Source organism: Microcoleus sp. Z1_B2 (assembly GCF_036700325.1).
Classification (GTDB): domain Bacteria; phylum Cyanobacteriota; class Cyanobacteriia; order Cyanobacteriales; family Microcoleaceae; genus Microcoleus.
The window spans coordinates 36055-60776 of the sequence record NZ_JAUBOQ010000043.1; the positions used below are offsets into that span (position 1 = coordinate 36055).

Sequence of the window (24722 nt, forward strand, 5' to 3'; positions counted from 1 at the left end):
ATTATTGGCTAATATTGTTGGTTAACCCGCCCCTACAATTCTACGGAAAATGTGCATTTTGATGGCGGGCTGGGAGGGGGCGGGTTTATATAGATTGTCAATTATTGACAGGTATTTTGGGTGAACCCGCCCCTACAAGCCTGAATTTAACAGATTTGATATCACCGCATAAACGAACCGACAACACCGTTCATATCTTCAGCCAAAGGATTTCCCAAAGCCTTAAACTTCCACTCGCCGCCTTCTCGATAGACTTCTCCCATCAACATATTTAATTTTCCTTCATAAGATGGGTCATTTGACAAGCGATAGCGAGCTATTTCTTTCCCGGCGGCATCTACAGCTCTCACGAAAGCATTTTGTACCAGGCCGAAATGCTGTTTTCTCTCTTTTCCATCGTAAATATTTACGCCCAAAATAATTTTGTGATATTCTCCTGGCAAAGAACTCAGTTTCACCACTATTTGTTCGTCGTCTCCCTCTCCCTCCCCCGTGAGATTGTCGCCTGAGTGAACAACTGTTTTGTCCTTTGATTCCAAATGAGAGTAATAAATTACATCCTCTTTGTAGTTCTTTATTTTGCCATTTTCTCCCAGCAGCATAGCGTAGGAATCTAAGTCAAAATTTGCACCGCTGCTTCGGCCGAAAAGACCTTTTTTAGTTTGTGCCACATCCCAGCCCAAACCCATTGTCAGTCTGGACAAGTCGTATTCGCTTTTGCTGAGAACTATTGATTGTCCTTTTGTTAAGTTGATAGCCATAGTTTTGTGATTTTGTAAGGTTTATGGTGAAGTTGAATGATTGCCCTAAGCTAGCATTTTGTTTGTCGGCAAAAGCTGTTTCTAGGGTAAGAGATTTTTGATTCGTGCTGATTTTACCCAATTCGGATATTCTGCTGTCAACAAATCGTATAATTCCTCATCGGCAATATGTTCCGGGTCTTCTAAACTGAAGAAATCGGCGTTGTCTAGGTAGCGATCGCCCATTTGGTCAAGCTGCTCTAAAAAGCTAAAATCGCTCGCTACTGCTCTTGCTAACCACCCGCGAACTCCCTTACTTTTGACATCTTTCTGCGACTTACCGATCGCCATAAACTGCCAAAATATCGGCTCATAGGACGACCATTGTAGCTGCTGCTTGGTTTCCGATTCGTCCGCAGTGGCTCCATCAGTCACAAACATCACGTAGACAGGTCGATCGGCTTTAATACCTGCGTTGCGCCTGCTACCCCTACCGTCAGGAAAATAGAAGTTTCTAATTTCCTTCATCACTTTACCGTAGTAAGTACCTCCTTCTAAAGGATACTGTTGCAGTATATGGTCGATGAAGTTTGAGAAATTGTCGATCGACATTTCACCGGGATTGTGGGGGTTGACTCCAAACAGAAATATGTCGATCGCTGCGTTGTCATCAAACCGACATCCCAAAGCCAAAATCTTCTCTGCCAAACGCTGAATTTTTCCTGAACTGTATAGCGAAGACATGGAACCAGAAATATCAAGGCAAAGCGCTACTTGAGCATTGTGATTTGTTAGATTTGCTTTCTTGAGCGAGATATCTGCTTTCTTAGCGAGATTGAAAATGTGCGGCGCTTTCTCCTGAAGCTTTTTGTCTAATGCTATAGCTTTCTGACTTTTGTGGCTATCTTCAATAACTGGTAATCTAGGCAGTTCTACTGTACGTTGTGCAGGTTTTTCTGGCTGTTGAATCTCTGAATGATACTTGTCAACAAAACTCTGCAACCCTGCTTTATATCCTTGTCCTACGGCCTGAAATCTCCAAGCTGCCTCTTTTTTATACAACCGTCCAAACTCGACTGCTGTTTCTTCAGAAAAAGCTTCTGTTAAATCATAGCGCGCTAGTTCGCTGCCGGTTTGGCGATCGTACAATCGGATAAAAGCATTTCTGATTTGGCTAAAATTTTGATGTTTAGCTTGTGCGTCGTGAATCGTGACCACAAAAACCATTTCCTCAACAGCAGCCGTTACTTTTTCCAAGTCTACATCAATTGTCTCGTCATCCCCTTGAGTTTGACCGGTTTGATTATCTCCCGAATGGGCGATCGCTCCGTCCGGCGACTGCGAGTTATTGTAAAATACAAAGTATCTTTCATCGGGGATTTTGCCGTCCGTACCTAATGCAAAAACCGAGGCATCGATATCGCAGCTTTGCTGGTTTGAGTCTGAAAAATTTAGTTCAGTTGCTATTTCCCATCCCAGGGCGATCGCAACTTTTGTTAAACTTGGAGATGTTTTAGAAAGATTAAATCTTTCGCCCTTCTTTAATTGAATTCCCATCTGGTTTGTCACCTCATGAGTCTGGCTTAAAATCGAGGGAAATATTCCTGCTTCCGAATTTCCCCTCGATTTATTTAGTTAGGAGCGATCCTCTTCGAGGGCTTCGCTAACGACCTTTTATCCGGCATACTTATCTACAAAGCTTTGCAAGCCGGAATTGTAGCCTTCTCCTACAGCTTGAAACCTCCACTCGCCGTCTTTCTTGTAAAGTCTGCCAAACTCTACCGCTGTCTCCCTAGAAAAATCCTCGTCCAAATCGTACTTCGTTACTTCTGTGTTAGTAGTAGTGTCGTAAATCCTGATAAAAGCATTCCGCACTTGACCGAAGTTTTGCCTTCTCAATTCTGCTTCGTGGATAGTTACCACAAACACAATTTCTTGCACCGCCGGATCGACTTTGGTTAAATCGACTGTAACGGTTTCATCATCGCCAAATCCTTCTCCGGTTCTGCTATCTCCCAGATGTATTACAGAAGTGTCCGGCGACTCCTTGTTGTTGTAGAAAACAAAGTATTTTTCGCCGGGAATTTTGCCAGTAGCCCCCAACATAAACACGGAAGCATCTAAGTCAAACGCTGCGCCGGTGTCTGTAGCATTGGTATCCCATCCCAAACCAATCCCGGCATTTTTTAGCCCCGGTGCTTCTTTAGAGAGATTGATTCTCCCGCCTTTTTCTAAGTTGATAGACATTTGCTCTCCTGTTTGCAACATCTCTGATATTACTGCTAACAATTATACCAACTGTCAGAGCAGCTTGACAAATTGCTTTTGGTACTCGTCCTCGGTCAATCGATTTTAGATTTTAGATTTTGGATTTGGGATTTTGGATTGGAGAATTGCTCCCGTATGGTCAGAGCAGCTTGACAAATTGCTGCTGGTACTCATCCTCAGTCATCAGTTCGTGGGTATTTTCCACCCTGTCTAAAAACACGATTCCATCTAAATGGTCGTGTTCGTGTTGAAAAATTCGGGCCACAAAGTCTGTCAATTCTTGTCGGTGGAGTTTGCCGTCTCTACTGGTGTATTCTATCTCGATCGCCCTACTTCTCGGCACCAATCCCCGAATCCCCGGAATGCTCAAACAGCCTTCCCAGTCTTTGACTGTCTCTGTTGATGCAGCCACAATCCGGGGATTAATCATCGCTGTGGGCTCCATGTTGGGTGCTTGGGGATACCGCAGGTTGGGGCGAGATGCGACGATGAACAGGCGATCGGACTGAGCCGCTTGAGGGGCGGCAATCCCCACTCCGTTTGCCTGCTGTACTGTAAATATTAAGCTGTCAATCAACTCTTGAATGCGATCGTCTTTAATATTCTCGACAACTTGCGATCGGCGGCGCAATACGGGATTTCCTAATTGTGAGATTTGTAAGATTTCTGCCATAGTTATTGGTTAGTCCTTATTGGTTATTTGTTGTTACCGTTTTGTCGGTTGAATGGAGGAACAAAATCTAACTTACTCACTCAATAATTAATCCGTGTATCCGTGTCCTAATCCGTGTCGTGCTTTCCTTCTTATCCAACTTTTTGAACCGGCAAACTTCCCGTTTTAACAGTCAAATTAACTATTTGCCCGTTACGGTTAATTTCCATTTGCAACAGCCCGCCAACCTTAGCATTTTGCACGAACTCCTGAACAGCTTCCGACTGAATAATCGGCTGATTATTAATTTTTTGAATCACATCTCCAGCCCGCAAACCGGATGCGGCTGCCGGAGAATTAGGAACAACGCTAACAATAGCCACACCCCGATCGACTGCAACTCGCAGGCTGCTGGTAGCATTGCTGTTAATTTGCTGCTTAACCTCTGGATTCAGCGTCGCCATTTCAATGCCTAAATAAGCGTGTTCGACTTTCCCCGTCGTAATCAGTTCCTTCGCCACCTGTTGGGCCGCCTGAATGGGAATCGCAAACCCCAGTCCTTGAGCACCTTGAATAATCGCCGTATTCATGCCAATAACTTCGCCCGAAGCATTCAGCAGCGGGCCGCCAGAATTCCCCGGATTAATTGCAGCGTCTGTTTGAATAAAACCGATCCGCTTGTCGGGTACGCCCACATCAGTGCTCGATCGCCCCGTAGCGCTAATAATCCCCGCAGTTACGGAATTGTCCAAACCCAAAGGATTGCCAATGGCGATCGCCCATTCCCCAGACAACAGCTTATCCGAATTGCCGATCGTCACCACAGGTACATTATTCGCCTCAATCTTCACCACAGCCACATCCGTCACCTTATCCGCCCCCAACACCCGCCCCTGAAAGCTGCGGCCGTCCCTGAGAGTTACATTTACCGTATCGGCTCCCTCTACAACGTGAGCGTTAGTGAGAATCAGGCCGTCGGCACCGATGACAAAACCCGAACCAGTGCCCCGTTCGATCCCGCCCCGGCCACCCGAATTCGGTTCTATCCCAAAAAAATCTTCCGGCGACAGCCCTCTATTTCCCGGTTTCACCAGGCGCGAAGCATCGATCCGAACCACTGCCGGGCCAACTTTTGCCACCGCAGCCACAATAAAATTCACATTAGCCGCGTCCCCCGACAAGGGAACCGGCGGCAAGACTTTCCTAGCTTGATCCTTTGTATTAGGAGGCAGTTGCAATTTCGGTTCTAGCGCCCTTTGTCCCGAATCGCCAGAATTTGCACGAAATTGAGAAACCGTCAGACGATCGCCCAACATGGCGGCCCCGGCTCCCGTTACCAGCAGCAATATGTAAATTGCCGGTTGCTTCCAAAATTTGCCAGTAGAACTCTTCATTGCCATGTTTTAAGGCTTTCCTGCCAAATCTAAATATTTGCTGAGCAGCTCCCCGATAGCTGGCGCAGGACTGCAGAGCCGCCAAATTTGTGGGCGATGGCGTCGGGCCCTTGCCCGTGCTACGGCAGACTCCCTTAAACTTTAGCATCTGAGGACTAAACTCTCTAGACTGTAGAATTAATATCTTGAATGCCGATCGGCAGAGGTGAGCAGTGGACATTCCCCTCGAAAGTCTGTGGAATCAGATACTTGAACGTCTCCAGGTACAACTGAGCAGACCTAGCTTTGAGACGTGGATCAAAACTGCCAGGGCAGAACAACTCGAAAATAACTGTTTGATCGTCAGCGCCCCCAACCCCTTTGCTCGCAATTGGTTGCAAAAATATTACAGAGAAATCCTTGCCGATGCAGTCGCAGAAATTCTCGGCTATCCCGTAGACATTTACTTGACAATTGCCGGGGGAAACGAAACAGACGGCAGCAGCGACTCGGCCATAATTTGGCCCTCCCCCATCGCGGATGTCCCGGAAAGCCACTCGCTTCACCCCCCCAAACCCGCCAATTTAAACCCCAAATACCTATTTTCCCGCTTTGTCGTCGGTTCCAACAACCGCATGGCCCACGCAGCCTCCCTCGCGGTAGCTGAGTCTCCCGGCCGAGAATTCAATCCCCTATTTTTGTGCGGTGGCGTTGGTTTGGGCAAAACTCATTTGATGCAGGCGATCGGTCATTATCGCTTGGAAATTGACCCCAACGCCAAGATTTTTTACGTTTCTACTGAGAAATTTACTAACGATTTAATCGCCGCCATTCGCAAAGACAGTATGCAAACTTTCCGCGACCATTATCGGGCGGCAGATGTTTTATTAATAGATGATATCCAATTTATTGAAGGTAAAGAATATACTCAAGAAGAATTTTTCCACACTTTTAATACTCTGCACGAAGCCGGGAACCAAGTAGTTTTAGCTTCTGACCGTCCGCCGCAGCAAATCCCCCGCCTGCAAGAGCGTTTGTGTTCCCGATTTTCCATGGGATTAATTGCCGACATTCAATTGCCAGACTTGGAAACTCGGATGGCAATTTTGCAGAAAAAAGCTGAGTATGAAAATATGCGCCTGCCGCGAGATGTCATTGAATACATTGCTTCTAGTTACACTTCCAACGTTCGGGAATTGGAAGGTGCTTTGATTCGGGCGGTAGCATATCTTTCAATTACTGGTTTGCCGATGACTGTGGAAAATATCGCCCCGGTTTTGAATCCGCAAACTGAAAGTGTAGAGGCAACGCCAGATGCAGTAATTGCAGTTGTGGCTGAGGAGTTTGATGTTTCTGTTGAAGATTTGAAAGGCAGTTCCAGGCGGCGAGAAATTAGTCTTGCCCGTCAAATAGGGATGTATTTAATTCGGCAGCATACTGGTTTGAGTTTGCCGAAAGTTGGCGAAGTGTTCGGTGGCAAAGATCACACGACTGTGCTTTACAGTTGCGAAAAAATTGCTCAGTTGCGGAACACTGACCCGAATTTGGCTCAAACTTTGCGTCAGTTGAGCGATCGAATTAACGTTGTCAGCCGCAAAACTTGAACCTCTTTTCACACATTCACTCATGGCGTAGGGTGCGTCGCCACCCTTAAATCTTAAATAGTATCCACAATCTTTGAGCGACGCACCGGTGCAGACGGGGTGAGCGTAAACAAACCCACACTTTCGATGCCACCGGATTCGATATTGCCTGTGGAAAAACCTGTGGAAAAGTTGCCCTCTGTTTGTGGAAAACTTTACTCGATCGCCCGAAACAGCTTTTGCACAAAAAAAGGCGATCGACCGCACCAGTTTTTCCACAAGTTTTCCACAGGTATTTATTATCTATAAGTGACACGCAGCAAGCAGTTAGCTTTTTTTTCCACAGTTTCCACAGGGCGATCGATACAAAAATAATTCCATAAATTAAAAAATACTAGCGATCCCTGCACACCCAAAACACATAATTCGCGACGCGCACTAACCTCAGAAACCCGGTTTCTTGGAAGATTTCTCGTTTTTACAGGCAAAATTTTGCCTAGAAACCCGGTTTCTAGCCCCATGCTTAAGCCCTACACACAGAAAAACCGACCCGCCGGCTTTCTGTGATACCATTTGTTTCTGTTTCAAATCCGGTTAATTAACCTTCCTACAATGAAATTGGTTTGCACCCAAAGTGACCTCAACGCCAACCTCTCGTTGGTAAGTCGGGCCGTTCCCTCCCGCCCGACACATCCGGTACTAGCCAACGTGCTCTTAGTCGCGGATGAGGAAAATCAGCGGGTTAGCTTGACAGCTTTCGATCTCAGTTTAGGCATTCGTACCAGCTTCGCAGCAGAAGTGACTGGCGGTGGCAGTTTTACCATACCCGCTAAATTACTCAACGATATTGTTTCGAGACTCCCAGATGGAGAGATTACTCTAGAAGACGAAGCGGGAGACACCGTAGCATATCTCACTTGCAGTTCTGGCAGCTACCAAGTTAGAGGCATGGGCCCGGAAGAATTCCCAGAATTGCCCGCAATCGAAGCCGGAACAATCCTTAAATTGCCACCGGAAGCCTTGATAGAAGGACTCAAAGGAACTTTATTTGCTACTAGCCCCGACGAGGCAAAACAGGTACTTGCAGGCGTGCATTTAAAGGTATTGCAAGATTGCCTGGAATTTGCAGCTACAGACGGCCACAGATTGGCAGTAGTTCAAACTGCCAATGAAAAAGCTGAAGGCGAAGAAACCCAAGAAGAATTTGAGGTGACAGTCCCCGCTAAAGCATTGCGGGAAGTAGAAAGAATGCTGGTGATGCGCCAGTGGACTGAACCTGTCACCCTGCATTTTGAACACGGTCAAGTAGTGTTTGAATGGGCAGACCAGCGGCTGACAACCCGCACCTTGGAAGGGCAATATCCCGCATACCGGCAGTTGATTCCACCGTCTTTTGAGCGACAAATTACCTTAGAAAGGCGATCGTTCTTAGCAGCCGTAGAAAGAATAGCCGTTTTTGCAGACCAAAAAAACAATATTCTCAAATGCAGCATCGACGAGGAAAATCAGGAAATTACTTTGTCTGTAGATGCTAAAGATGTCGGCTGTGGCAAAGAGTCAATGCCCGCACAGATTTCGGGAGATAGCATCGATATTGCTTTCAACGTGAAATACTTAATTGACATTTTGAAAACTGCTCAATCCCCAGAAATTCAACTGCAATTAAACGGTGCTTTAGCCCCCGTAATTTTCCAGCCTTTGGGCGGAGTCAATGCTACATTCTTGGTAATGCCCGTGCAGCTTCGAGCGTAACGGATTGGTAGGGGCGGGTTTTACAAACAATCTCCGCCTAAAATTGCTCCTCTAATAAACCCGCCCCCGCTTGGGCGGTAAATCGATATCGACAAGTCGCCCAGGCATTCAAATCCATGGCAACAAAATTTCAAATTCAGTACCTGTACCGGGCGTAGAATGCAAATTTAACTTGCCTTTATGCTTTTCCGTAACAATTTGATGGGTAATTGCCAACCCCAAACCGGTACCTTTCCCCGCCGGTTTAGTGGTGAAAAATGTCTCAAAAATCCGCCGCTGAATTTCGGGCGGAATTCCCGGCCCGTTATCGGCAATTCGGATGGCTATCCAAGCGTTATTTTGATTTTTTTCCGCAGATTCTGGGCATAAGTCGCCGTTTTGGCTGGCGGATAATAGCTGTTTGGCATTTGGTCTATCGCCCCTAACATAATTTTGAATTAATTCCGAATTCACACAGTCTCCGTCACAACTTTCTATTACCTCGGTTTCAATAGTAATCGCAGGCATAAATTCTTTTTCTGCTTTTACCTCTTCCAAAGCGTCGATCGCATTACTGATGATATTCATAAATACCTGGCTCAACTGACCCGAATAACATTTTACCAAAGGCAAATCCCCATAGTTTTTAACTACTTTAAATCCGTACTTCAGACGATTTTTCATAATTAGCAGCGTACTGTCAATACATTCGTGAATGTTAGCTTGCTTCAAGTGGGCTTCGTCCATGTGAGAAAAGGTGTGCAGGCTGGTGACGAGTTCGGTCAGCCTCTGCGATGAAACTTTCATACTTTTGAGAATTTCCACCCAATCTTCTTGCAAAAAATCAAATTCTATGTGTTTTTTGAGTTTGTCAATTTTTTCGCTGTCACCCACAATCTCTTCGTAAGCCGACAGCAACTCCATGATGTCTTTCGAGTAGTTGGACAAAAACCCGATATTTCCGCTAATGCAGGTGACGGGATTTCTAATTTCGTGGGCAACTCCAGCTACCATCTGTCCCAAACTCGCTAGTTTTTCGGTTTGAATTAGTTGAGATTGAGTTTGCTGCCTCAGCAATTTTGTCGCTAGTTCGTGAATGTTGGATTGAGCTACTAACAGTTCGTGCACATCTAGCAAACTATAAGTTTGAGGCGACACTTGAACCACAATCGGTTCGTAAAGCAGTTCTTTCGATCGCAACAGCGACTTCCTGGCTGCATCCACGATTAAAGTATTGCTGGGAAAAATTAAACTCTCAGTTTCGGCAAAGCGGTACAAAGCCCTCACCGGTCGCTTTAAAAATAATTCTCGCCCAAAAGGACGGCTGATAAATTCTAAAAATCTCCGCCGGGAAATCATACCGGCAAATTCACCTTGATGGGTCACAATGACTCCCGGTAACAGCGGATTAGCTTCTAACATCTGAGAAATTCGTATTCCCCAATCCGTAGCTTCTACCTGAAAATCGTAAAGCGACAATTCTTGGAGAGTAGAGTCTAAACAAAGTTCTCCTAGGTCAGCCTCGGAGAGGGGTTGGACTGGTCTTTCTACGCAGGAGGTATTCAACATAAATTTATCAGCACGCTTTTTTTGGGGTTCTATTTGCCAGACATTCAGCTACCAAAGGTCAGCAGGTGAGTTGCTGAGTGGACAGACATCCCCCTGGCAAACTGCATTTTAAATTACACAAAAAACTGACTGTACCAAGGAAAATTTTACCACTTAAAGTATTAGGCAAGATTGAGGATCGCCGAGATAAATGCGCCCTTGTAATTATACCTGACTTTATTTTATACTGACTTGAGCGGTATTAACGCTTGTTTCTACTATTTAACTATTCATTAATCTTAGGTAGTTGTCTTAACCTTTTGTTAATAAAATATTAGGCTGAGAAATATAAGTGATTGATAATAGAAGAAAATCGGAATTGCCCGATCGCCAACACGATGCAGCCCGTCAGCAGACAATTTAAAAGCAGTAAGTCGGGGGGTGACGCCCCGGAATTTTAGCTGGCTATCGCGAGGGCGTCCCGCCCTCGCCCGTGCTAAGGCATTTGAGGCGATTTTATCCCATATCCCCGATCCGGTACTCGCAACCCTCCGTAACGCTCAGCCAGCTACACACCTGCCAGTGCGTCCCCTAGAAGTTTGTCGTGAAAACAATTATTTTTACCCGAAATATCTATCAAATCGGCGACGGTTCGCAGAGTCAATCGATTTTAGATTTTAGATTTTAGATTTTAGAATTGAAGCATTGACCCCAGGGATAAATTCGGGGGCTTGTATCCTGGATAATTTCGGTCAATTATTGATTGGCTGTACGAGGCGGATATGAATAGAAGTTCATTCAAATTAAAACAAGTTTAACCATTCCCAATCATTCAAGGCATCAGCATTGATTAAATTAGAAGCTCTACAAATTTCCGCAAAAAAAAGACAAAATAAAATTAACGGGATCTTAACTTAGTGCTATGCTTTGGTATGATCTACAAGGAGTTCTACCAAAGACGTATAGCTAAATAGCAATCTACCAGTAGGTGATCGATGCAACCCGCCCTGACAAATCAGTTAAATAATGCTTTCACCCTGTTTCTCAGCTTGTTAGTAGAAGCAATACCTTTTCTGCTGCTCGGAGTTTTATTTTCAGGTTTGCTGCTGGGGTTTGTAGACGAACGCAAACTCGTATCGCGCATCCCGCGAAACCCGCTGCTGGCGGCTTTGATGGGCAGTTCGATCGGCTTTTTGTTTCCCGTGTGCGAGTGCGGTAACGTGCCCGTAGCCCGCAGGTTACTGATGCAGGGAGTACCCGCACCAGCCGCGATCGGCTTTTTGCTGGCGGCCCCCACCATCAACCCCGTGGTAATTTGGGCTACTTGGACGGCATTTCGGGATCAGCCAGAAATTGTAGTTTTTCGGGTGGTATTTTCTCTGTCTATAGCCACAATTATCGGCTGGGTGTTCAGCGCCCAAAAAGACTTGCGGCCTCTGCTGCAACCCTCTGTAGCCCGTGCGATTCCTCTGCCAAAACCAGAGTTTTCCGAAAAAGAACTCGTCCAAGCTAACACTCCGCTGCTGTTGCAGTCGGGAACATTTATGCTCGGTCAGCCGGGGGGGGTGGTGCCGATCGAATCTTTGCTACAAGACAACTGGAAGCCATTACAAACAGGCAAAACAGAAAAAACCTCGAAACTTTCCTCAATGTTCCACCCCGTTTCTAAAGAGCGTCTGCGCCTGCTTTTAGATACTATGGTACAGGAGTTGCGCGAATTAGGAGGAGTGTTGGTAATCGGAAGTGCGATCGCAGCCATCATTCAAGTTGGCGCCCCCCGCGAACTAATTCTCAACCTCGGCCAAGGCCCCGTTTCCTCGATTCTAGCCATGCTGCTATTAGCGGCAGTCGTATCGATTTGTTCTACAGTAGATGCCTTTTTTGCCCTGTCTTTTGCTTCCACATTTACCAGCGGTTCGCTGTTAGCCTTTCTCGTTTTCGGCCCGATGATTGACCTCAAAGGTATCGGTTTAATGCTGTCAATTTTCAAAGGTAGAGCCGTAGTTTACTTAATTGTATTAGCAGCTCAGTTAACCTTTTTAATGACCCTTTCTATTAACTTGCATTTAGGTTAATAAACTAGCTCAAACAGACAACTCATACGATGATTTTCGCTGGGCTATTTTCAATTACCTTGCTCCCCGACACAGAAGTCACCGATATACGGATAGTTTTTTTTCTTTTCCTTCTACCCTCTTCCTTCCCAGTCACTCTTAAAAAATGAATTTAAAAAAAATTAGCCCCTGGCTGGATGCCCTAGCTATCTTAGCCTGGGGAATATTGCTCCTCAAATATTGGATCACGGGCAAATTAAGCATTCTCATTCACCCCAATTACTTTGGCTTGACTCTAGCAGGAGGAATCGGCTTAATAGTTATTGGCGGTTTAAAAACTTGGGAACTCTTAAAACTCGATCGCACCACAAAGCAATCGCGGACATCAACAGCAAATAACTCTCTCAGAATCACAGAAGTTGAACACGTTACTTTGTTTCCCCCCAGTATCGGCAGCACCTTAATGTTGAGCGTCGCATTAATAGGTTTACTAATAACGCCACGCACATTTACCAGCCAGACAGCTTTAGAACGGGGCCTCACCGAAGCCCTGCCCATCACCAGACTGCAACCCCAAGAATTTCGCAATACTACCAAACCAGAAAATCGATCGCTCGTCGAATGGGTGCGGCTGTTAAATTTCAACCCCGAACCGGATACATACAGAGGTCAAAAAGTCAAAGTTCAAGGATTTGTAATTCACCCCCCCAACATAGCCGAACAATATATGTGGCTCGGGCGTTTTATCATTACCTGCTGCGCGGCAGACGCCTATCCGATCGGGTTGCCTGTAAAACTACCGATCGGTCAAAGCCGCGCCGCCTTTGCCCCAGACAGTTGGCTAGAAATAGAAGGAGAAACGATCGTAGAAGAACTGCAAGGCAAGCGCAAATTAACCATTCAAGCATCCTCCCTCAAACCAATTCCTGAACCAAAAAACCCTTATGATTATTAGATGTGGAATAAGTATCAGATTAAATTTTACCTTGATTGCGAGATCGACAGTCCAGAACCGTCCTGCGTATACAAATTAAGATACTGTACAGTCAGCGATCAAACTTGCAAAAGCATCCTGTAGTAGTTGCCAAAAGTAAATTCAGCAACTACACTCGTCATTAGTAAATAAATTCTGAGTATATGTCAGCAGAAAAAAAATTAGCTATCAAAGGTGCGGCCTGGACGATCGCCAGTTATGCAAGCAGTCAAATTATCCGATTTGGCAGTAACTTAATCCTGACGCGTCTGCTTTTACCCGAACTATTTGGTCTCGTAGGTCTAACCTACGTTTTCATCATAGGGATCAACTTATTTTCAGACATAGGTCTAGGCCCAAGCATCATCCAGAATAAGCGCGGGGAAGATCCTCAATTTCTCAACACCGCTTGGACACTGCAAGTCATTCGCAGCTTTTTCGTTTGGATTTGTTTGATTATAATTACCCAGCCTGTTGCGAGTTTTTATGGAGATACCCGTCTGGAGTGGTTGATTCCAGTAATAGGTATAAATTCCTTAATAGGAGGCTTTAAATCCACTGCCACATCCAGCCTAGAACGCAAAATGGCAGTGAAGAAAGTAGTAATTTTTGAGTTGGGCCAACAGATTTTTTCTACTACAGTAATGATTGTCTGGGCCTGGTTCGATCGCAGCGTCTGGGCGATCGTTGCAGGCGGCTTGAGTGGAGCTTTAATAGAGTTAGTATGGAGCCATTTTTTGATTCCCGGCAAGTCAAACCGCTTTGCTTGGGATAAAGAAGCAGTTAAAGAAATATTTTCTTATGGGAAATGGATATTTCTGTCTACGGCTTTGTATTTCTTGTGTTCTCAAGCCGATAGACTCATCCTGGGGAAAATATTTACTTTAACAACCTTGGGCATTTACGGCATCGCTTTTACTCTCGGCGATATGCCGCGCCAAGTCATCATCGCCATTAGCGGCCGGGTCATTTTTCCCTCGATTTCTATGCTGGCAGAGTTGCCGCGGGAGGAGTTGCGCGCGAAGATACTTAAGAACCGCAAGTTAATTCTAATACCATTAGCCGTAGGTTTAGCAATTTTTGTGAGCTTCGGAGATCAGTTAATTTTAACACTGTATCGGAAAGAGTATGAGGCGGCATCTTGGATGATGCCTATCTTGGCTTTAGGTATCTGGCACACCACCCTCTACAATCTGATGGGTTCTTGTCTGTTAGCCGTAGGAAAGTCTCAGTACCAAGCTATGGGAAATCTGCTGACTTTTGTGAATCTATGTATAAGTATACCGCTGGGATATCACTTAAAAGGTAATTTAGGTGCCGTGATTGCTGTAGCTCTAGGCGACCTTCCTACCTACGCAGTAACTAACTACGGTTTGTGGAAAGAAGGACTAACTTGTTTTTGGCAGGATATTCAATTAACAGCACTGTTTTTAGGGGTGCTGGCAACTCTAATTTCATGTAGAGTGGCTTTTGGTTTGGATCTGCCGATAGATAAAATATCACCGATGGATTTAATCCCCATCAATCAACTGTTTCAGTAAACAAACCTGTTGAAACTGCAGCGTGTCCCACCTAATTAATATCTTAAGTTTCATTCAGTCCTGGAGGCACCACAAGTTTCAAAAACTAGGTTTGTTACGGGAACTAACTCGTTGCAGCCATTTACTGTGGTAAAAAAATGGCTGGGTGAGTGTTAGGAATGGGCCCATAAGTGTAAAATTTAATAGGGAAAATTTGGTAGTTAATTTTCAGCAGAAAGTAGGAGAGAAAGATTGGTGAGTATTTTTAAGAAAAAAATTAATCCTTCACCCTTCGCTATTGGGCCATTCAAACAGCCGATCGACCGCACGGCCATCATCCTCATGCTAGTGCTGAGCTTCTTAATCGGGCTGCTGCTGCTGAGCGGCGATCGCACAGCACCCAGAGTGCGAGAATTTACCTGGGAAAACAAACAAATCGGCGCCGAAGATACCGGCTTTATCCTCACATTCTTTCGGCCGATGAACCAGCCCACCGTCGAGGAAAACTTAAAGCTAGAACCCCCCCTCCCCGGTAAATTTAGTTGGGCTGGAAGGCGCATGGCTTACACCCTCAAAGATCCAGCACCCTACGGCGTTACCTACACATTAAAACTCGCCGGAGCAACCGACAAGTATTTCGGAGAAAAAAACCAAAATAAAGGAACGCTAATGCAACCGTTTAGCAGTTCCTTTCGCAGCCGCGATCGAGCTTTTGCTTACATCGGTGTCCAAGGCGAAACAGAAAGCAGATTAATGCTAGTCAATCTCACCAGCAGCGACTCGAAACCAATACCGCTGACTCCCAAAGATTTAGTTGTCACCGATTTTAAACCATATCCCGACAGCGATCGCATTTTATTCTCCGCCACAGATCGATCTATCGCCCGTACTCGCGGCACCCTCAATCAAGAACTCTTCACAGTCACCACCGGCCTCAACCCCCAATCAGGCTCAGGAAATCAACCAAAATACCCAGCCGGTAGAATCGACAAAATCTTAGACTCCAAAGATTACCAAAACCTCAAATTCGACCTCTCAGCCGACGGAAAAATCATAGTTGTCCAGCGCGTCAACCGCCGCAATCCCGGCGATTTCAGTCCTTGGATTGTGGAAGAAAAAGTGCCGCCCAGACCATTGGAAAATGAACAAGGCGGAGATTTTATGATTCGCCCCGATAGCATATCGATGGTAATATCTCAAAAACAAGGATTAGCGATCGTCCCCCTCAAACCCGAAGCAGATCCAGTCGAATTTTTGCCAAAATACGAACAAGTATTGGGGATGGCCCGCGACAACTCGGCCGCCGCCTATGTTAAATACAACAGCGATTTTACTCGATCGCTTTTCATCTTAGATAACCAAGGTGTAGAACAAGAAATATTGCGTATTCCCGGCAGCATTATGGCTGTTTATTTCGATCCCCGCAAAAACGAAGACAACCAAGTTCAGCGTCTCTACTGTTTGTTAGCCCAACGCCTCAAAACAGAAAGCTACAAAGAACAGCCTTTCATCGCCACCATCGACCTCAAAAAAGAGGGTACTCGTTTGGTAGGAACCATCAAACCGCTGCTGATTTTGCCCAACCAATTAGATACCCAAATCAGTTTATCTCCCGACGGACTGGCATTAATTTTCGACCAATCAGTCACAGCAGCAACTCCCTCAGCAGCAGACAGTCCCCGCAACGATAGTGGACAGTCGATCGCCACCAGCCGCCTCTGGCTGCTACCCTTAGTAGAAATACCCGCAGACGGTTCTCCCGCCAAACTACAGCCAGAAGAACTTCCCTTTGCCGGCTATCACCCCCGCTGGCTACCATAAACCAATTTTAGATTTTAGATTTTAGATTTTAGATTGACCGATATTGGTAAATATCGATAGGGTAAGGTGCACGCCTAAACACCAAGCGTTGAAATGTGCTCGGTATACATCCTACTTTTACTAAATCCATTTGAGATTAGAGATTAGAGATGGAGTTGATACTATGCGATACTGGTAAATACGACAAATTTTGACACCTAAAATCTAAAATCTAAAATCTAAAATCATTATGACTCCCGAAGAAATTAGCAATACCCTTAAAGACTTATTTGGTGAGAGTGTTGAGATGCCTGCTGCCACTTCTTGGCAAGTAGAAACCCCCAATTTTCGCCTGTTAGTCCTCCTTTCAGAAGACGGGAGTTGGCTGCGGATTTTGCTGCCGATCGCCGATGCCCAGGAAGCTCAACCATTTCTTGATAAACTGCTAGAAGCTAACTTTGACACCACCCTCGAAACTCGCTACGCCTTACATCAAAACGTTTTGTGGGGAGTATTTCAGCACAGCCCGGCCACACTCGCAGCCTCCGATTTCTCAGCCGCCGTCGCCAGACTGCTGGCTTTGCAAGAGAGAGGTTTGTCTGACTTTTTCGACGGTTTGATAGAAAGCCGCATCCGTCAAATCATCAAAGCTGCGAAGATGCAGGGACAGTCTGTGGAAACTACCCTTCAGACTTTAGACCGTTTTTACGCAGAGGGATTGATGGGTGAAATGGAACTAGGCCGAGAGTCTCGCGAAAACACTCTTGCCGCTTGGCGGTATCAGCTAGAACGCCTCTGGCCGGAGGTGGAACCCTAAGAGAATTGGAGATTGCTGATTGGAGATTGCAGATTGCAAAAAACTGATGACTGTCGAGGTTCGGAAGTTGCCTAAAGTTGCATTTCTTTTGAGTGGAATAGCAACAGCCAATACGGTTAGGATGTTCTTAATTCCACAAACCCTTGCGGAACATTGCTTCTTCCTTCTCTCCTAGATAACTAAAGCCTTCTATCCGTTACATTCAGTTACATCTCACATCTTGCACCATTCTCGCTTAACAGGCTTTCGGGCCTGTTCTGTCAAAGAGTGAATTTTCTTGTGGAACAGGCCGAAAAGCCTGTTCATAAAAAGCTTGTTGAGAATGGTGCAACATCTCAGTTACATCCGAAGAAAGCGAATCCGTTGCCGAACTTCCTTTGGCCTGGGCCCCAGTCTGGACAGTTGCAGCCTCAAGCCCCTTGGACGATGGCTAATCCGGGCCCTCGAACCCTTGAAGGATGCCCGTATATTCACTGATAACCCGCTCGCGGTTCTCCAATTCCCTTCGATAACTGGAAAAATGGTATAATTTATCACAATAATTAGTTATAAATATTAAAAATTTTCCGAAAACACCCGATCGCAGGTATATCATGGTAAAAAGTTTAAAGCGCCTACTCCGTAAGTTCCACAAAAGCTTCGATCGTTTAATATTGACTTAGAAACAAAATCTTTAGCAGATAATGCTACTGCGATCGGGTTTTCCCATCGGGTGCTGTTGTAATTTGACAAATTAGCAACTACCCGCTACCAATTACCCGTTATGAATTAATAGCAACTTAAGTTGTTCATGAATACAATTTTTAACAGGGGTTTCATCTATGTTTGCTGTGCGTGAGACTAGCTCGGAGTTATCAGTGTTGCATATACCTGAAATTTGTACTTGGAACATCTCCTTAGAATCAACTCTCCTAGACCTGCCACTTTACAACTGCCAAATTGAATTAACTCAACAGGCAAAAGAAGTAGCCCAGGCTTTTGAACAAAATTCCATGCTTCCCGGCGTCATTTTGACCGATCGGGGTAATTTTGTAGGCATAATATCCAGGCGTCAATTTTTTGAAAAAATTAACCGTCGCTACGGATTAGAAATGTTTTTCAAGCGACCGATAGAGGTATTGTACAGGTTTTCCAAACAAGATTTGCTGGTGGTTCCAGGCAGTAAATTAATAGTAGAAGCGGCTCAGGAATCTCTTTACAGGTCAGCAGAATTAGTTTACGAACCCGTAGTAGTGGAAATAGCCCCCCAGACCTACAAGCTGTTAGACGTACACCAATTAATGGTCGCTCAATCAAGAATTCACCAATTAACAAATAAGTTACTCCACAAACAAACCCAAGCCAAACTCATCCAAACAGAAAAAATGGCGAGTTTGGGCAGGATTGTAGCAGAAGTCGCCCACGAAATCAGAAATCCGCTGAACTGTATTTGGGGAAATTTAACTTTTCTGCTGTCCTATTTTGAAAACTTGCTACAGCTAATGTCGGTTTATGAAGAAGAATATTCGGCACCCTGTCCCCGAATTGATGCCCTTAAAAAGGAAATTGAATTTGATTTTTTACAAGAAGATTTGCCGATTACCTTAGAAGGGATGGAGTTGGGAGCCTCGCAATTGCTAAAAATAGTTAACGGGCTGCACCACTTCTCTCACATGGACGAGACAAAACCAGCCGAGACAGACATTCACGAATGCGTGGAGATGACGCTGTTAATTTTGAAAAACCGCTTTAAAAACAGCATAGAAGTGGTTAAAAATTACGGCGAACTGCCGCTAGTTAGCGGCTACTCCGGACAGTTGAGTCAGGTGTTTTTGAATTTGTTAGTTAATGCTCTAGACGCCCTGACAGAGTACGCAGCAGATCGAGAAATACACACCCCGTGCGGGGACAACTGGCAGCCCCAAATCGAAATTACCACTAAAGTTATAGAAACCGAACTCGGCAAGCGGGTGGCAATTTGCATTGCCGATAACGGGCCCGGCATTGCCCCAGAAAATCACCAGCAGATATTTGACACCTTTTTTACCACTAAACCAGCAGGCAAAGGCAGCGGTATGGGGCTGGCTATCTGCCATCAAATCGTCACAGAAAAGCACGGGGGCCAACTCAAATTGCGATCGCAACCAGGAAAGAATACTGAATTTGAAATTCTCCTGCCTATAGTTGGCACAACATGATCAACTCCAGAATATTCTGGGTTGTTCGCTCAGAAAAGTGAAATGATAGGGTAGCTTAGTAGTAGGTTCTCATTTCAATTTCCCAGCGTTTCGGCAACTAAAAGTTCCAGTGGCAAATAAATTCAGTTCCAAACTCCTTGGCCCTTCACTCTCCGAAGGCAGCCATCAAGACCTTTCCCTAGAGTCTACACTCTGGGATTTGCCCCTGTATGACTTTCAGGTTAAATCGAGCTGCTTAGCCGTGGCAGTTGCCGAAATGTTTGAACAGCATCCCCTAGTGCCGGGAGTCGTGTTGATGGAAGCAGAAGAGTTTGCTGGCATGATATCCCGCAGGCAACTGCTGGAATATTTGCTCAAACCCCAAGGCCCAGAGCTATTTTTGCACCTGCCGCTGAAAGTTCTCTACAGTTACGCTCGCCTCGAAATATTATTGCTCGCAGAGAGTACAACCATTTTGGCAGCAGCCCCACAAGCTCTGCGTCGATCGCCCGAATTGCAGGCAGAACCGATCGTCGTCCAAATAGACTCCCAATCTTACCGCCTCTTAGACCCTAACGCACTAAACATCGCGTACTGGCAAATTCGCGGCATAGAAACTCAAGTCCGCTACGAAAGAGCCCAAACTCAAATGATTCAAAGCGAAAAAATGGCTAGTTTAGGGCGTTTAGTCAACGGAGTAGCCCACGAAATTTTAGATCCGGTAGGCTTTATCTGGGGGAATTTAACCTACGTCACCGACTACAGCAAAAACTTGATGGAATTGCTCTCAGCTTACGACGCGCACTGTACCGAACCCCCGCCGGAAATAGCACGGCTCAAAGAAGAGATAGACTATGACTTTTTGCAAAACGATTTTCTCCGAACTGTTGCCAGCATCAAATCAGGCGCAGAACGTTTGAGCAAGTTAGCAACCAGTTTGCAGAACTTCTGCCACATCGACGATATTTATCCCAAACCCACCGACTTGCACGCCAACATAGACAGCATACTTTTGCTGCTCAAAAGTCGTTTGACTAGGGAAATCCAAGTAGTGAAAAACTACGGCTACCTGCCACCAGTGCCGTGCTATGCAGGACAGCTAAACCAAGTATTTATGAATATCTTGACAAATGCTATTCATACATTAATTAATGAAGCAGTCGGTCAAGAATTGGCAAAAGAGTTCAAAGGTGGAGGACTCAGAGACGCCGATCGCCAGCCTAAAATTGAAATCACAACTCAAGTCTGCTGTCCCGAACCTGCGCCGGATTTAGATAAACTTCATGTTCGCTGGGTTTCGATTTGCATAGCAGATAACGGGCCAGGAATGTCACCTAGCAAGTACAAAAAAATCATAGAATCATTCTCTACGGAAAAACGCGCCCTCAAAGAAACCAGTTTAGCAGTTAGCTATCAAATAGTTACGGGCAAACACGGCGGTGCGTTCAGAATGCGATCGGAGTTAGGCAGAGGCACTGAATTTGAAATTTTGTTACCGTTAGCTTAAAGAAGGAAAGCACTACACGGATTTTGACACGGATACACGGATGAATTATCTAGGGTGAGGCAGTAGTCAACAGTCAACAGTCAACAGTCAACAGTCAACAGTCAACCATTATCTAACTGAGTACCGCACATTTTACAAAATCTAGCATTAGCATCGTGTACAGACCAACCGCAACTTTTACAAACAGCTTCTCCGTGATTAGCACTTTTAACTAAGTGTTTAATCAAATCTCCCAATTGCCAAGGAATTAGAGCAATTCCCGTCAGAATCATCAAAATAGTTAGAAAACGGCCGGATTCCGAAATCGGCGTAACATCGCCAAATCCCACAGTCGTCATGGTGACAACCGAGAAATAAACAGCATCCAAAAAAGTTGCAAAGCTTTCGGGATTTGCCGGATGTTCGACTTGATAAATTAAACCAGAATAAACAAAAATTATTGCCAGCAAAGTAAACAAAATCCGAGCAAAAATCACGCCATCTTCGCTGCTGATGCGGAAAATAGAAATTTTTAATTCCAGAAAGCGGATGAGTCGGAGAATTCTAAACCAGCGAAAAATTCGGATAAAACTGACGTTGACAAATCCCAGTAAAAATGGTAATATTGCCAGCAAATCAATAATTGAAAAAAAACTAAAAATAAATTTAACTCGATTTTCGGCACACCATAGTCGCAATAAATACTCAAACACAAAAACAACTAAAAGCGCTGTATCGAGAGTTTGCAAATTAATTCTGACAGTTTCCGAAATCGGGTAAGTTTCGGCGATGAAGCTGGTCGAAGATAGGAGAATTAGTCCGGTAAGAGTTAAATTGACGGTTCTGCCAATTGGGGTTTCGATGTCTTCGAGATAAAATCCAATTTGCGATCGGGTTAACATAGATGAGATAATTAATACCATTTATGAGGTAAGGGAATTATCGCATATGAGTATCGAATTAACGAAGGGTGAAAGGTTCAATCTTTCTAAAGAAACTCCTAATTTCAGTAAAATTGCGATCGCCCTGGGTTGGCAAGTCAGCCAGACAGCACAAAACTGCGACATTGACGCATCTGTTTTTATGTTAGCGGCGGACGGTCGGATTCCTGATGAAAAGTATTTTGTGTTTTACAACAATTTGACATCGCCGGACGGTGCGGTGCGGCATTCGGGAGACAACAGGAATGGACAAATAGACGGAGATGATGAGACGGTTTATGTGGATTTGAGTAAAATCAATTCGGCTATTCAGGAAATTGTGTTTGTTGTGACTCTTCACGAGGGACAGGAAAAGAATCAAAGTTTTAGTCAAGTTACAAATGCTTTTATCAGGCTTTACAATTCAGAGAATCTTGGCGAGTTGGTTCGGTACAATTTAAATCAGATTTTTTCCCAAGAAACGGCTTTAGAATTTGGACGTTTGTATAAGAAGAATGGCGAATGGAGGTTTCAGGCGGTAGGACAGGGATATAATGCTGGGTTGCAAAGTTTTGTAGATAAGTATTATGTTGAGAATGCGGTTGAGAAAAGCTCGAATGCTGGTGAGAAGGTTGATGATGCTGAGGTTGTGAGGCGGTTTAGCGATCGGGTGGATCGGTTATTGCGGGAAGAGGCGATCGAGGAGACACCGATTCCAGTATCTAGCGAAGCGGTAGAACAGCCGGTGGCTACTCCTGTAAATGCGGATACTGTGCAATCTCAGGAAGACGAAAAAATAGATAATTCTGCACTAGAAAATCTGGAACCCGTTATCAGTGCTGAGGAATTTTGGAAACGGTATGAAGACGGAGAACGCGACTTTACAGGGATTAACCTAACGGGAGTGGATCTAAGTGGCAAAACTCTCGACTCTAATGTCAGTCTAAGTCAAGCAAACCTAAGCAATGCCAATCTAGCAAATGCAAAATTGACTGGGGTAAATTTGATCGGAGCTAACTTGCAAGGCGCTAATTTAAACTCAACAAACTTGCTAAATGCTGATTTGATTGAAGTTAATTTAAGTGGGGCTAACTTAACCAAGGTAATATTATATTCCGCAAGACTAATTCAGGCCAATTTGAGTCTAGCTAACTTAAGCCAAGCAAAGTTAGATAGCGCAAACCTGACTACAGCCAACCTCAGTAGAGCTAACTTAACTCAAGCAAATCTACCTAATGTTAACCTGACAGGAGCAGACTTGAGTCAAGCGAAGGTAACTAAAGTCAACCTTAGTGGTGCAAACCTTAGTGGGGTTAACTTAACAGGGGTAAGTTTGACTGGGGTAAACCTTCAAGGAGTTAACCTTAGTGGAATGAATTTGAGTGGGGTAAATTTGACTGGCACAAACTTAAGTTATGCCAAGTTGATTGGGATTAACTTAAGTGGAGCAAGTTTGAGTGGGGCAAACTGTTTAGGTGCTAACTTGGATGGTGCTAACCTCACAGGGCTAAATTTGATTGGGGTAAACTTACAAAGCGTTAATCTGAGTGGGCAAAACTTGAGTGGGTTTAATCTCTCTGGGGTTAACCTACATGGAGCAAACTTAAGTGAAGCAGACTTAAATTCTGCAAACTTGTGTGGGGCAAATTTGAGCTATGCAAACTTAGAAAAAACTAACCTGAAGGAAGCTAAACTGGTTGGAGCAAATCTGGACAATGCAAAACTCGCAGGTGCAATTATGCCAGATGGCACAATTCACGAATGAATTCGATCGCCAATATTAAACAGCAAGGTGGGCAATTTATTGGTGTGAATTTAACCGAAAGTCCGCCAGGGAATGAATTCCCTGGCTAATAGCTTAAGTCCTCTGAAGAGGACTAATGAGTTCTTCAGTCCTCGACCGAGGACTTTTGCTATGAGGCAGGGAATAAATTCCCTGCCGGACTGAGGGAAATAGCGTTAAATTGATACCAAGAGTGGGGTGTGCATCGCCCTCGAAATAGATTATGATTAGTATTAAAGATCAAATACATAGATTGTCGATGAATGAATCTGACACGGAAATTATAGAATCTACCCTCAGATGGATGACCGAATTTGTCGAGTTATCGCATCCAATTTTTAGCGATTTACCGATTTGTCCCTTCGCTAAAAAAGCACGCTTGGCAAATCAAATTTTATTCAAAATCGAGCGGTTTTCAGCCATGACTGAGTTCGATCGCGATTCTGCCATAATGAAATCAATTTATGAATTTTACAATTCTGAATTTGAAATCATGGTAGTAATTAATCCCGAAAAAACTGCAATTAGTGCGCCCGAAACTAAAGAATTGATAGACAAATTGAATAATCAGATTTCAGAATTGGGCTTGCTGGCTTTTCACATCCATCCCGAAGAAGATTTTAATATTGACGGGCTTCATACTAGGAGGATGCCGTATCCGGGCTTCACTGTTCAAGTAAATTCTAAGCTGAAGCCAGCTTCCGATGCTTTAGAGAAAACTGAATATTACAAAAATTGGACTGCCGAACAACTAAAAAATTTCGGGATTCCGAGAAATTGACGATCGCCAACCCTCCCCGCGCATCTCTGTGCCATTACAATTAATTCAGCAAAAAATCTTTACACATAAGAAGTCATGCAGCTTAAGTCAACAACCCGCCATATTCGCATATACACCGCCATCCTCGAAGACAACGAACTCGTACCCAGCAATGACCTTTTGACCCTCGACATTGACCCAGATAACGAACTTAACTGGAATGACGAGTCAGTCAAACAGGTATATGCCAAATTTGACCAACTCGTAGACGCTTACGAGGGCGAAGACTTGACCGAGTACAACCTCCGCCGCATCGGTTCGGAGTTGGAGCACTTGGTACGATCGTTCTTACAAAAAGGCCAAATCAGCTATAACCTCAACAGCCGCGCTGTTAACTACAGCATGGGATTGCCTCAAGTTGATGCCAAAGTTCACCTGTAAGGGCGATCCTCTTCGAGGGCTTCGCTAACGGGCGATCGGCATTTACAGCACTTTCCAGGTAAGTGAAGTACAGAGAAACCGGGTTTCTTGAATAAAACCGGTTTCTGGCGAGAAATC

At 44.8% G+C, this 24722-nt stretch carries 20 protein-coding genes; 13 read left to right on the forward strand and 7 right to left on the reverse strand.

The window, feature by feature from the left end; all coding sequences use genetic code 11:
* Positions 1-161: 161 nt before the first annotated feature.
* The 5 genes from QT984_RS22705 to QT984_RS22725 form a co-directional block, all read right to left on the reverse strand.
* The gene (locus QT984_RS22705; RefSeq protein ID WP_333375015.1) at positions 162-761 is read right to left on the reverse strand and encodes a TerD family protein; all 600 of its coding nucleotides are present in this window, start codon (positions 759-761) and stop codon (positions 162-164) included.
* A gap of 81 nt (positions 762-842) precedes the next feature.
* The gene (locus QT984_RS22710; protein WP_333233160.1) at positions 843-2297 is read right to left on the reverse strand and encodes a TerD family protein; all 1455 of its coding nucleotides are present in this window, start codon (positions 2295-2297) and stop codon (positions 843-845) included.
* Between the two features lie 117 nt (positions 2298-2414).
* Positions 2415-2987, reverse strand: a complete 573-nt coding sequence (locus QT984_RS22715; protein WP_333056776.1) for a TerD family protein — start codon at positions 2985-2987, stop codon at positions 2415-2417.
* Positions 2988-3147: 160 nt separating this feature from the next.
* The gene (def, locus tag QT984_RS22720; RefSeq protein ID WP_333056774.1) at positions 3148-3681 is read right to left on the reverse strand and encodes a peptide deformylase; all 534 of its coding nucleotides are present in this window, start codon (positions 3679-3681) and stop codon (positions 3148-3150) included.
* Positions 3682-3812: 131 nt separating this feature from the next.
* Positions 3813-5054: an HhoA/HhoB/HtrA family serine endopeptidase gene (locus QT984_RS22725; protein ID WP_333056773.1), complete on the reverse strand. Its 1242-nt coding sequence runs from the start codon at positions 5052-5054 to the stop codon at positions 3813-3815.
* 212 nt (positions 5055-5266) lie between these two features.
* Here QT984_RS22725 and dnaA point away from each other — a divergent pair, with 212 nt between their 5' ends.
* The 3 genes from dnaA to dnaN all read left to right on the forward strand — a co-directional run bounded on the left by dnaA (position 5267) and on the right by dnaN (position 8368).
* Positions 5267-6637 (forward strand): chromosomal replication initiator protein DnaA, encoded by a 1371-nt coding sequence (dnaA, locus tag QT984_RS22730; protein ID WP_333239379.1) that lies wholly within the window; start codon positions 5267-5269, stop codon positions 6635-6637.
* Positions 6638-6736: 99 nt separating this feature from the next.
* On the forward strand, positions 6737-6925 hold the full coding sequence (locus QT984_RS22735; RefSeq protein ID WP_333056771.1) for a hypothetical protein: 189 nt from the start codon (positions 6737-6739) through the stop codon (positions 6923-6925).
* Positions 6926-7228: 303 nt separating this feature from the next.
* Positions 7229-8368 carry a DNA polymerase III subunit beta gene (gene dnaN, locus QT984_RS22740; RefSeq protein WP_006632140.1) on the forward strand — a complete coding sequence of 380 codons (1140 nt, stop codon included), beginning with the start codon at positions 7229-7231 and terminating at the stop codon, positions 8366-8368.
* 108 nt (positions 8369-8476) lie between these two features.
* Here the strand turns inward: dnaN and QT984_RS22745 are convergent, their stop codons facing one another.
* Complete coding sequence (locus QT984_RS22745) at positions 8477-9916, reverse strand: ATP-binding protein (RefSeq protein ID WP_333056770.1); 1440 nt, start codon at positions 9914-9916, stop codon at positions 8477-8479.
* 974 nt (positions 9917-10890) lie between these two features.
* Between QT984_RS22745 and QT984_RS22750 the strand changes: the two genes are divergently transcribed.
* The 7 genes from QT984_RS22750 to QT984_RS22780 all read left to right on the forward strand — a co-directional run bounded on the left by QT984_RS22750 (position 10891) and on the right by QT984_RS22780 (position 20722).
* The gene (locus QT984_RS22750; protein ID WP_333056769.1) at positions 10891-11970 is read left to right on the forward strand and encodes a permease; all 1080 of its coding nucleotides are present in this window, start codon (positions 10891-10893) and stop codon (positions 11968-11970) included.
* Between the two features lie 145 nt (positions 11971-12115).
* Positions 12116-12904 carry a TIGR03943 family putative permease subunit gene (locus QT984_RS22755; protein WP_333056768.1) on the forward strand — a complete coding sequence of 263 codons (789 nt, stop codon included), beginning with the start codon at positions 12116-12118 and terminating at the stop codon, positions 12902-12904.
* Positions 12905-13086: 182 nt separating this feature from the next.
* Positions 13087-14463 carry an oligosaccharide flippase family protein gene (locus QT984_RS22760; protein WP_333056767.1) on the forward strand — a complete coding sequence of 459 codons (1377 nt, stop codon included), beginning with the start codon at positions 13087-13089 and terminating at the stop codon, positions 14461-14463.
* Between the two features lie 234 nt (positions 14464-14697).
* Positions 14698-16263: a hypothetical protein gene (locus QT984_RS22765; protein ID WP_333056765.1), complete on the forward strand. Its 1566-nt coding sequence runs from the start codon at positions 14698-14700 to the stop codon at positions 16261-16263.
* A 229-nt stretch (positions 16264-16492) separates the two neighbouring features.
* Positions 16493-17059, forward strand: coding sequence for a hypothetical protein (locus QT984_RS22770; protein WP_333056764.1), 567 nt, complete (start codon positions 16493-16495; stop codon positions 17057-17059).
* An 821-nt stretch (positions 17060-17880) separates the two neighbouring features.
* Positions 17881-19236 (forward strand): ATP-binding protein, encoded by a 1356-nt coding sequence (locus QT984_RS22775; RefSeq protein WP_333209108.1) that lies wholly within the window; start codon positions 17881-17883, stop codon positions 19234-19236.
* Positions 19237-19345: 109 nt separating this feature from the next.
* A complete protein-coding gene (locus QT984_RS22780) occupies positions 19346-20722 on the forward strand; it encodes an ATP-binding protein (RefSeq protein ID WP_333209105.1) in 1377 nt (458 codons plus the stop codon).
* Between the two features lie 101 nt (positions 20723-20823).
* Here QT984_RS22780 and QT984_RS22785 read toward each other — a convergent pair whose 3' ends face one another.
* Complete coding sequence (locus tag QT984_RS22785) at positions 20824-21624, reverse strand: ion transporter (RefSeq protein WP_333269950.1); 801 nt, start codon at positions 21622-21624, stop codon at positions 20824-20826.
* Positions 21625-21649: 25 nt separating this feature from the next.
* Here QT984_RS22785 and QT984_RS22790 point away from each other — a divergent pair, with 25 nt between their 5' ends.
* The 3 genes from QT984_RS22790 (at position 21650) to QT984_RS22800 (ending at position 24605) form a co-directional block, all read left to right on the forward strand.
* Positions 21650-23386: a pentapeptide repeat-containing protein gene (locus QT984_RS22790; RefSeq protein WP_333375018.1), complete on the forward strand. Its 1737-nt coding sequence runs from the start codon at positions 21650-21652 to the stop codon at positions 23384-23386.
* 277 nt (positions 23387-23663) lie between these two features.
* Positions 23664-24185, forward strand: coding sequence for a hypothetical protein (locus QT984_RS22795; protein WP_333375020.1), 522 nt, complete (start codon positions 23664-23666; stop codon positions 24183-24185).
* A 75-nt stretch (positions 24186-24260) separates the two neighbouring features.
* The gene (locus QT984_RS22800) at positions 24261-24605 is read left to right on the forward strand and encodes an NAD(P)H-quinone oxidoreductase subunit M (protein WP_333228885.1); all 345 of its coding nucleotides are present in this window, start codon (positions 24261-24263) and stop codon (positions 24603-24605) included.
* Positions 24606-24722: the final 117 nt, after the last annotated feature.

Bases quoted from the DNA above. Each gene is read 5' to 3' on its own strand.
- QT984_RS22705 (WP_333375015.1), bottom strand. From the start codon at position 761: ATGGCTATCAACTTAACAAAAGGACAATCAATAGTTCTCAGCAAAAGC.
- QT984_RS22710 (WP_333233160.1), bottom strand. From the start codon at position 2,297: ATGGGAATTCAATTAAAGAAGGGCGAAAGATTTAATCTTTCTAAAACA.
- QT984_RS22715 (WP_333056776.1), bottom strand. From the start codon at position 2,987: ATGTCTATCAACTTAGAAAAAGGCGGGAGAATCAATCTCTCTAAAGAA.
- def (WP_333056774.1), bottom strand. From the start codon at position 3,681: ATGGCAGAAATCTTACAAATCTCACAATTAGGAAATCCCGTATTGCGC.
- QT984_RS22725 (WP_333056773.1), bottom strand. From the start codon at position 5,054: ATGAAGAGTTCTACTGGCAAATTTTGGAAGCAACCGGCAATTTACATA.
- dnaN (WP_006632140.1), top strand. From the start codon at position 7,229: ATGAAATTGGTTTGCACCCAAAGTGACCTCAACGCCAACCTCTCGTTG.
- QT984_RS22745 (WP_333056770.1), bottom strand. From the start codon at position 9,916: ATGTTGAATACCTCCTGCGTAGAAAGACCAGTCCAACCCCTCTCCGAG.
- QT984_RS22750 (WP_333056769.1), top strand. From the start codon at position 10,891: ATGCAACCCGCCCTGACAAATCAGTTAAATAATGCTTTCACCCTGTTT.
- QT984_RS22755 (WP_333056768.1), top strand. From the start codon at position 12,116: ATGAATTTAAAAAAAATTAGCCCCTGGCTGGATGCCCTAGCTATCTTA.
- QT984_RS22760 (WP_333056767.1), top strand. From the start codon at position 13,087: ATGTCAGCAGAAAAAAAATTAGCTATCAAAGGTGCGGCCTGGACGATC.
- QT984_RS22770 (WP_333056764.1), top strand. From the start codon at position 16,493: ATGACTCCCGAAGAAATTAGCAATACCCTTAAAGACTTATTTGGTGAG.
- QT984_RS22775 (WP_333209108.1), top strand. From the start codon at position 17,881: ATGTTTGCTGTGCGTGAGACTAGCTCGGAGTTATCAGTGTTGCATATA.
- QT984_RS22785 (WP_333269950.1), bottom strand. From the start codon at position 21,624: ATGGTATTAATTATCTCATCTATGTTAACCCGATCGCAAATTGGATTT.
- QT984_RS22790 (WP_333375018.1), top strand. From the start codon at position 21,650: ATGAGTATCGAATTAACGAAGGGTGAAAGGTTCAATCTTTCTAAAGAA.
- QT984_RS22795 (WP_333375020.1), top strand. From the start codon at position 23,664: ATGAATGAATCTGACACGGAAATTATAGAATCTACCCTCAGATGGATG.
- QT984_RS22800 (WP_333228885.1), top strand. From the start codon at position 24,261: ATGCAGCTTAAGTCAACAACCCGCCATATTCGCATATACACCGCCATC.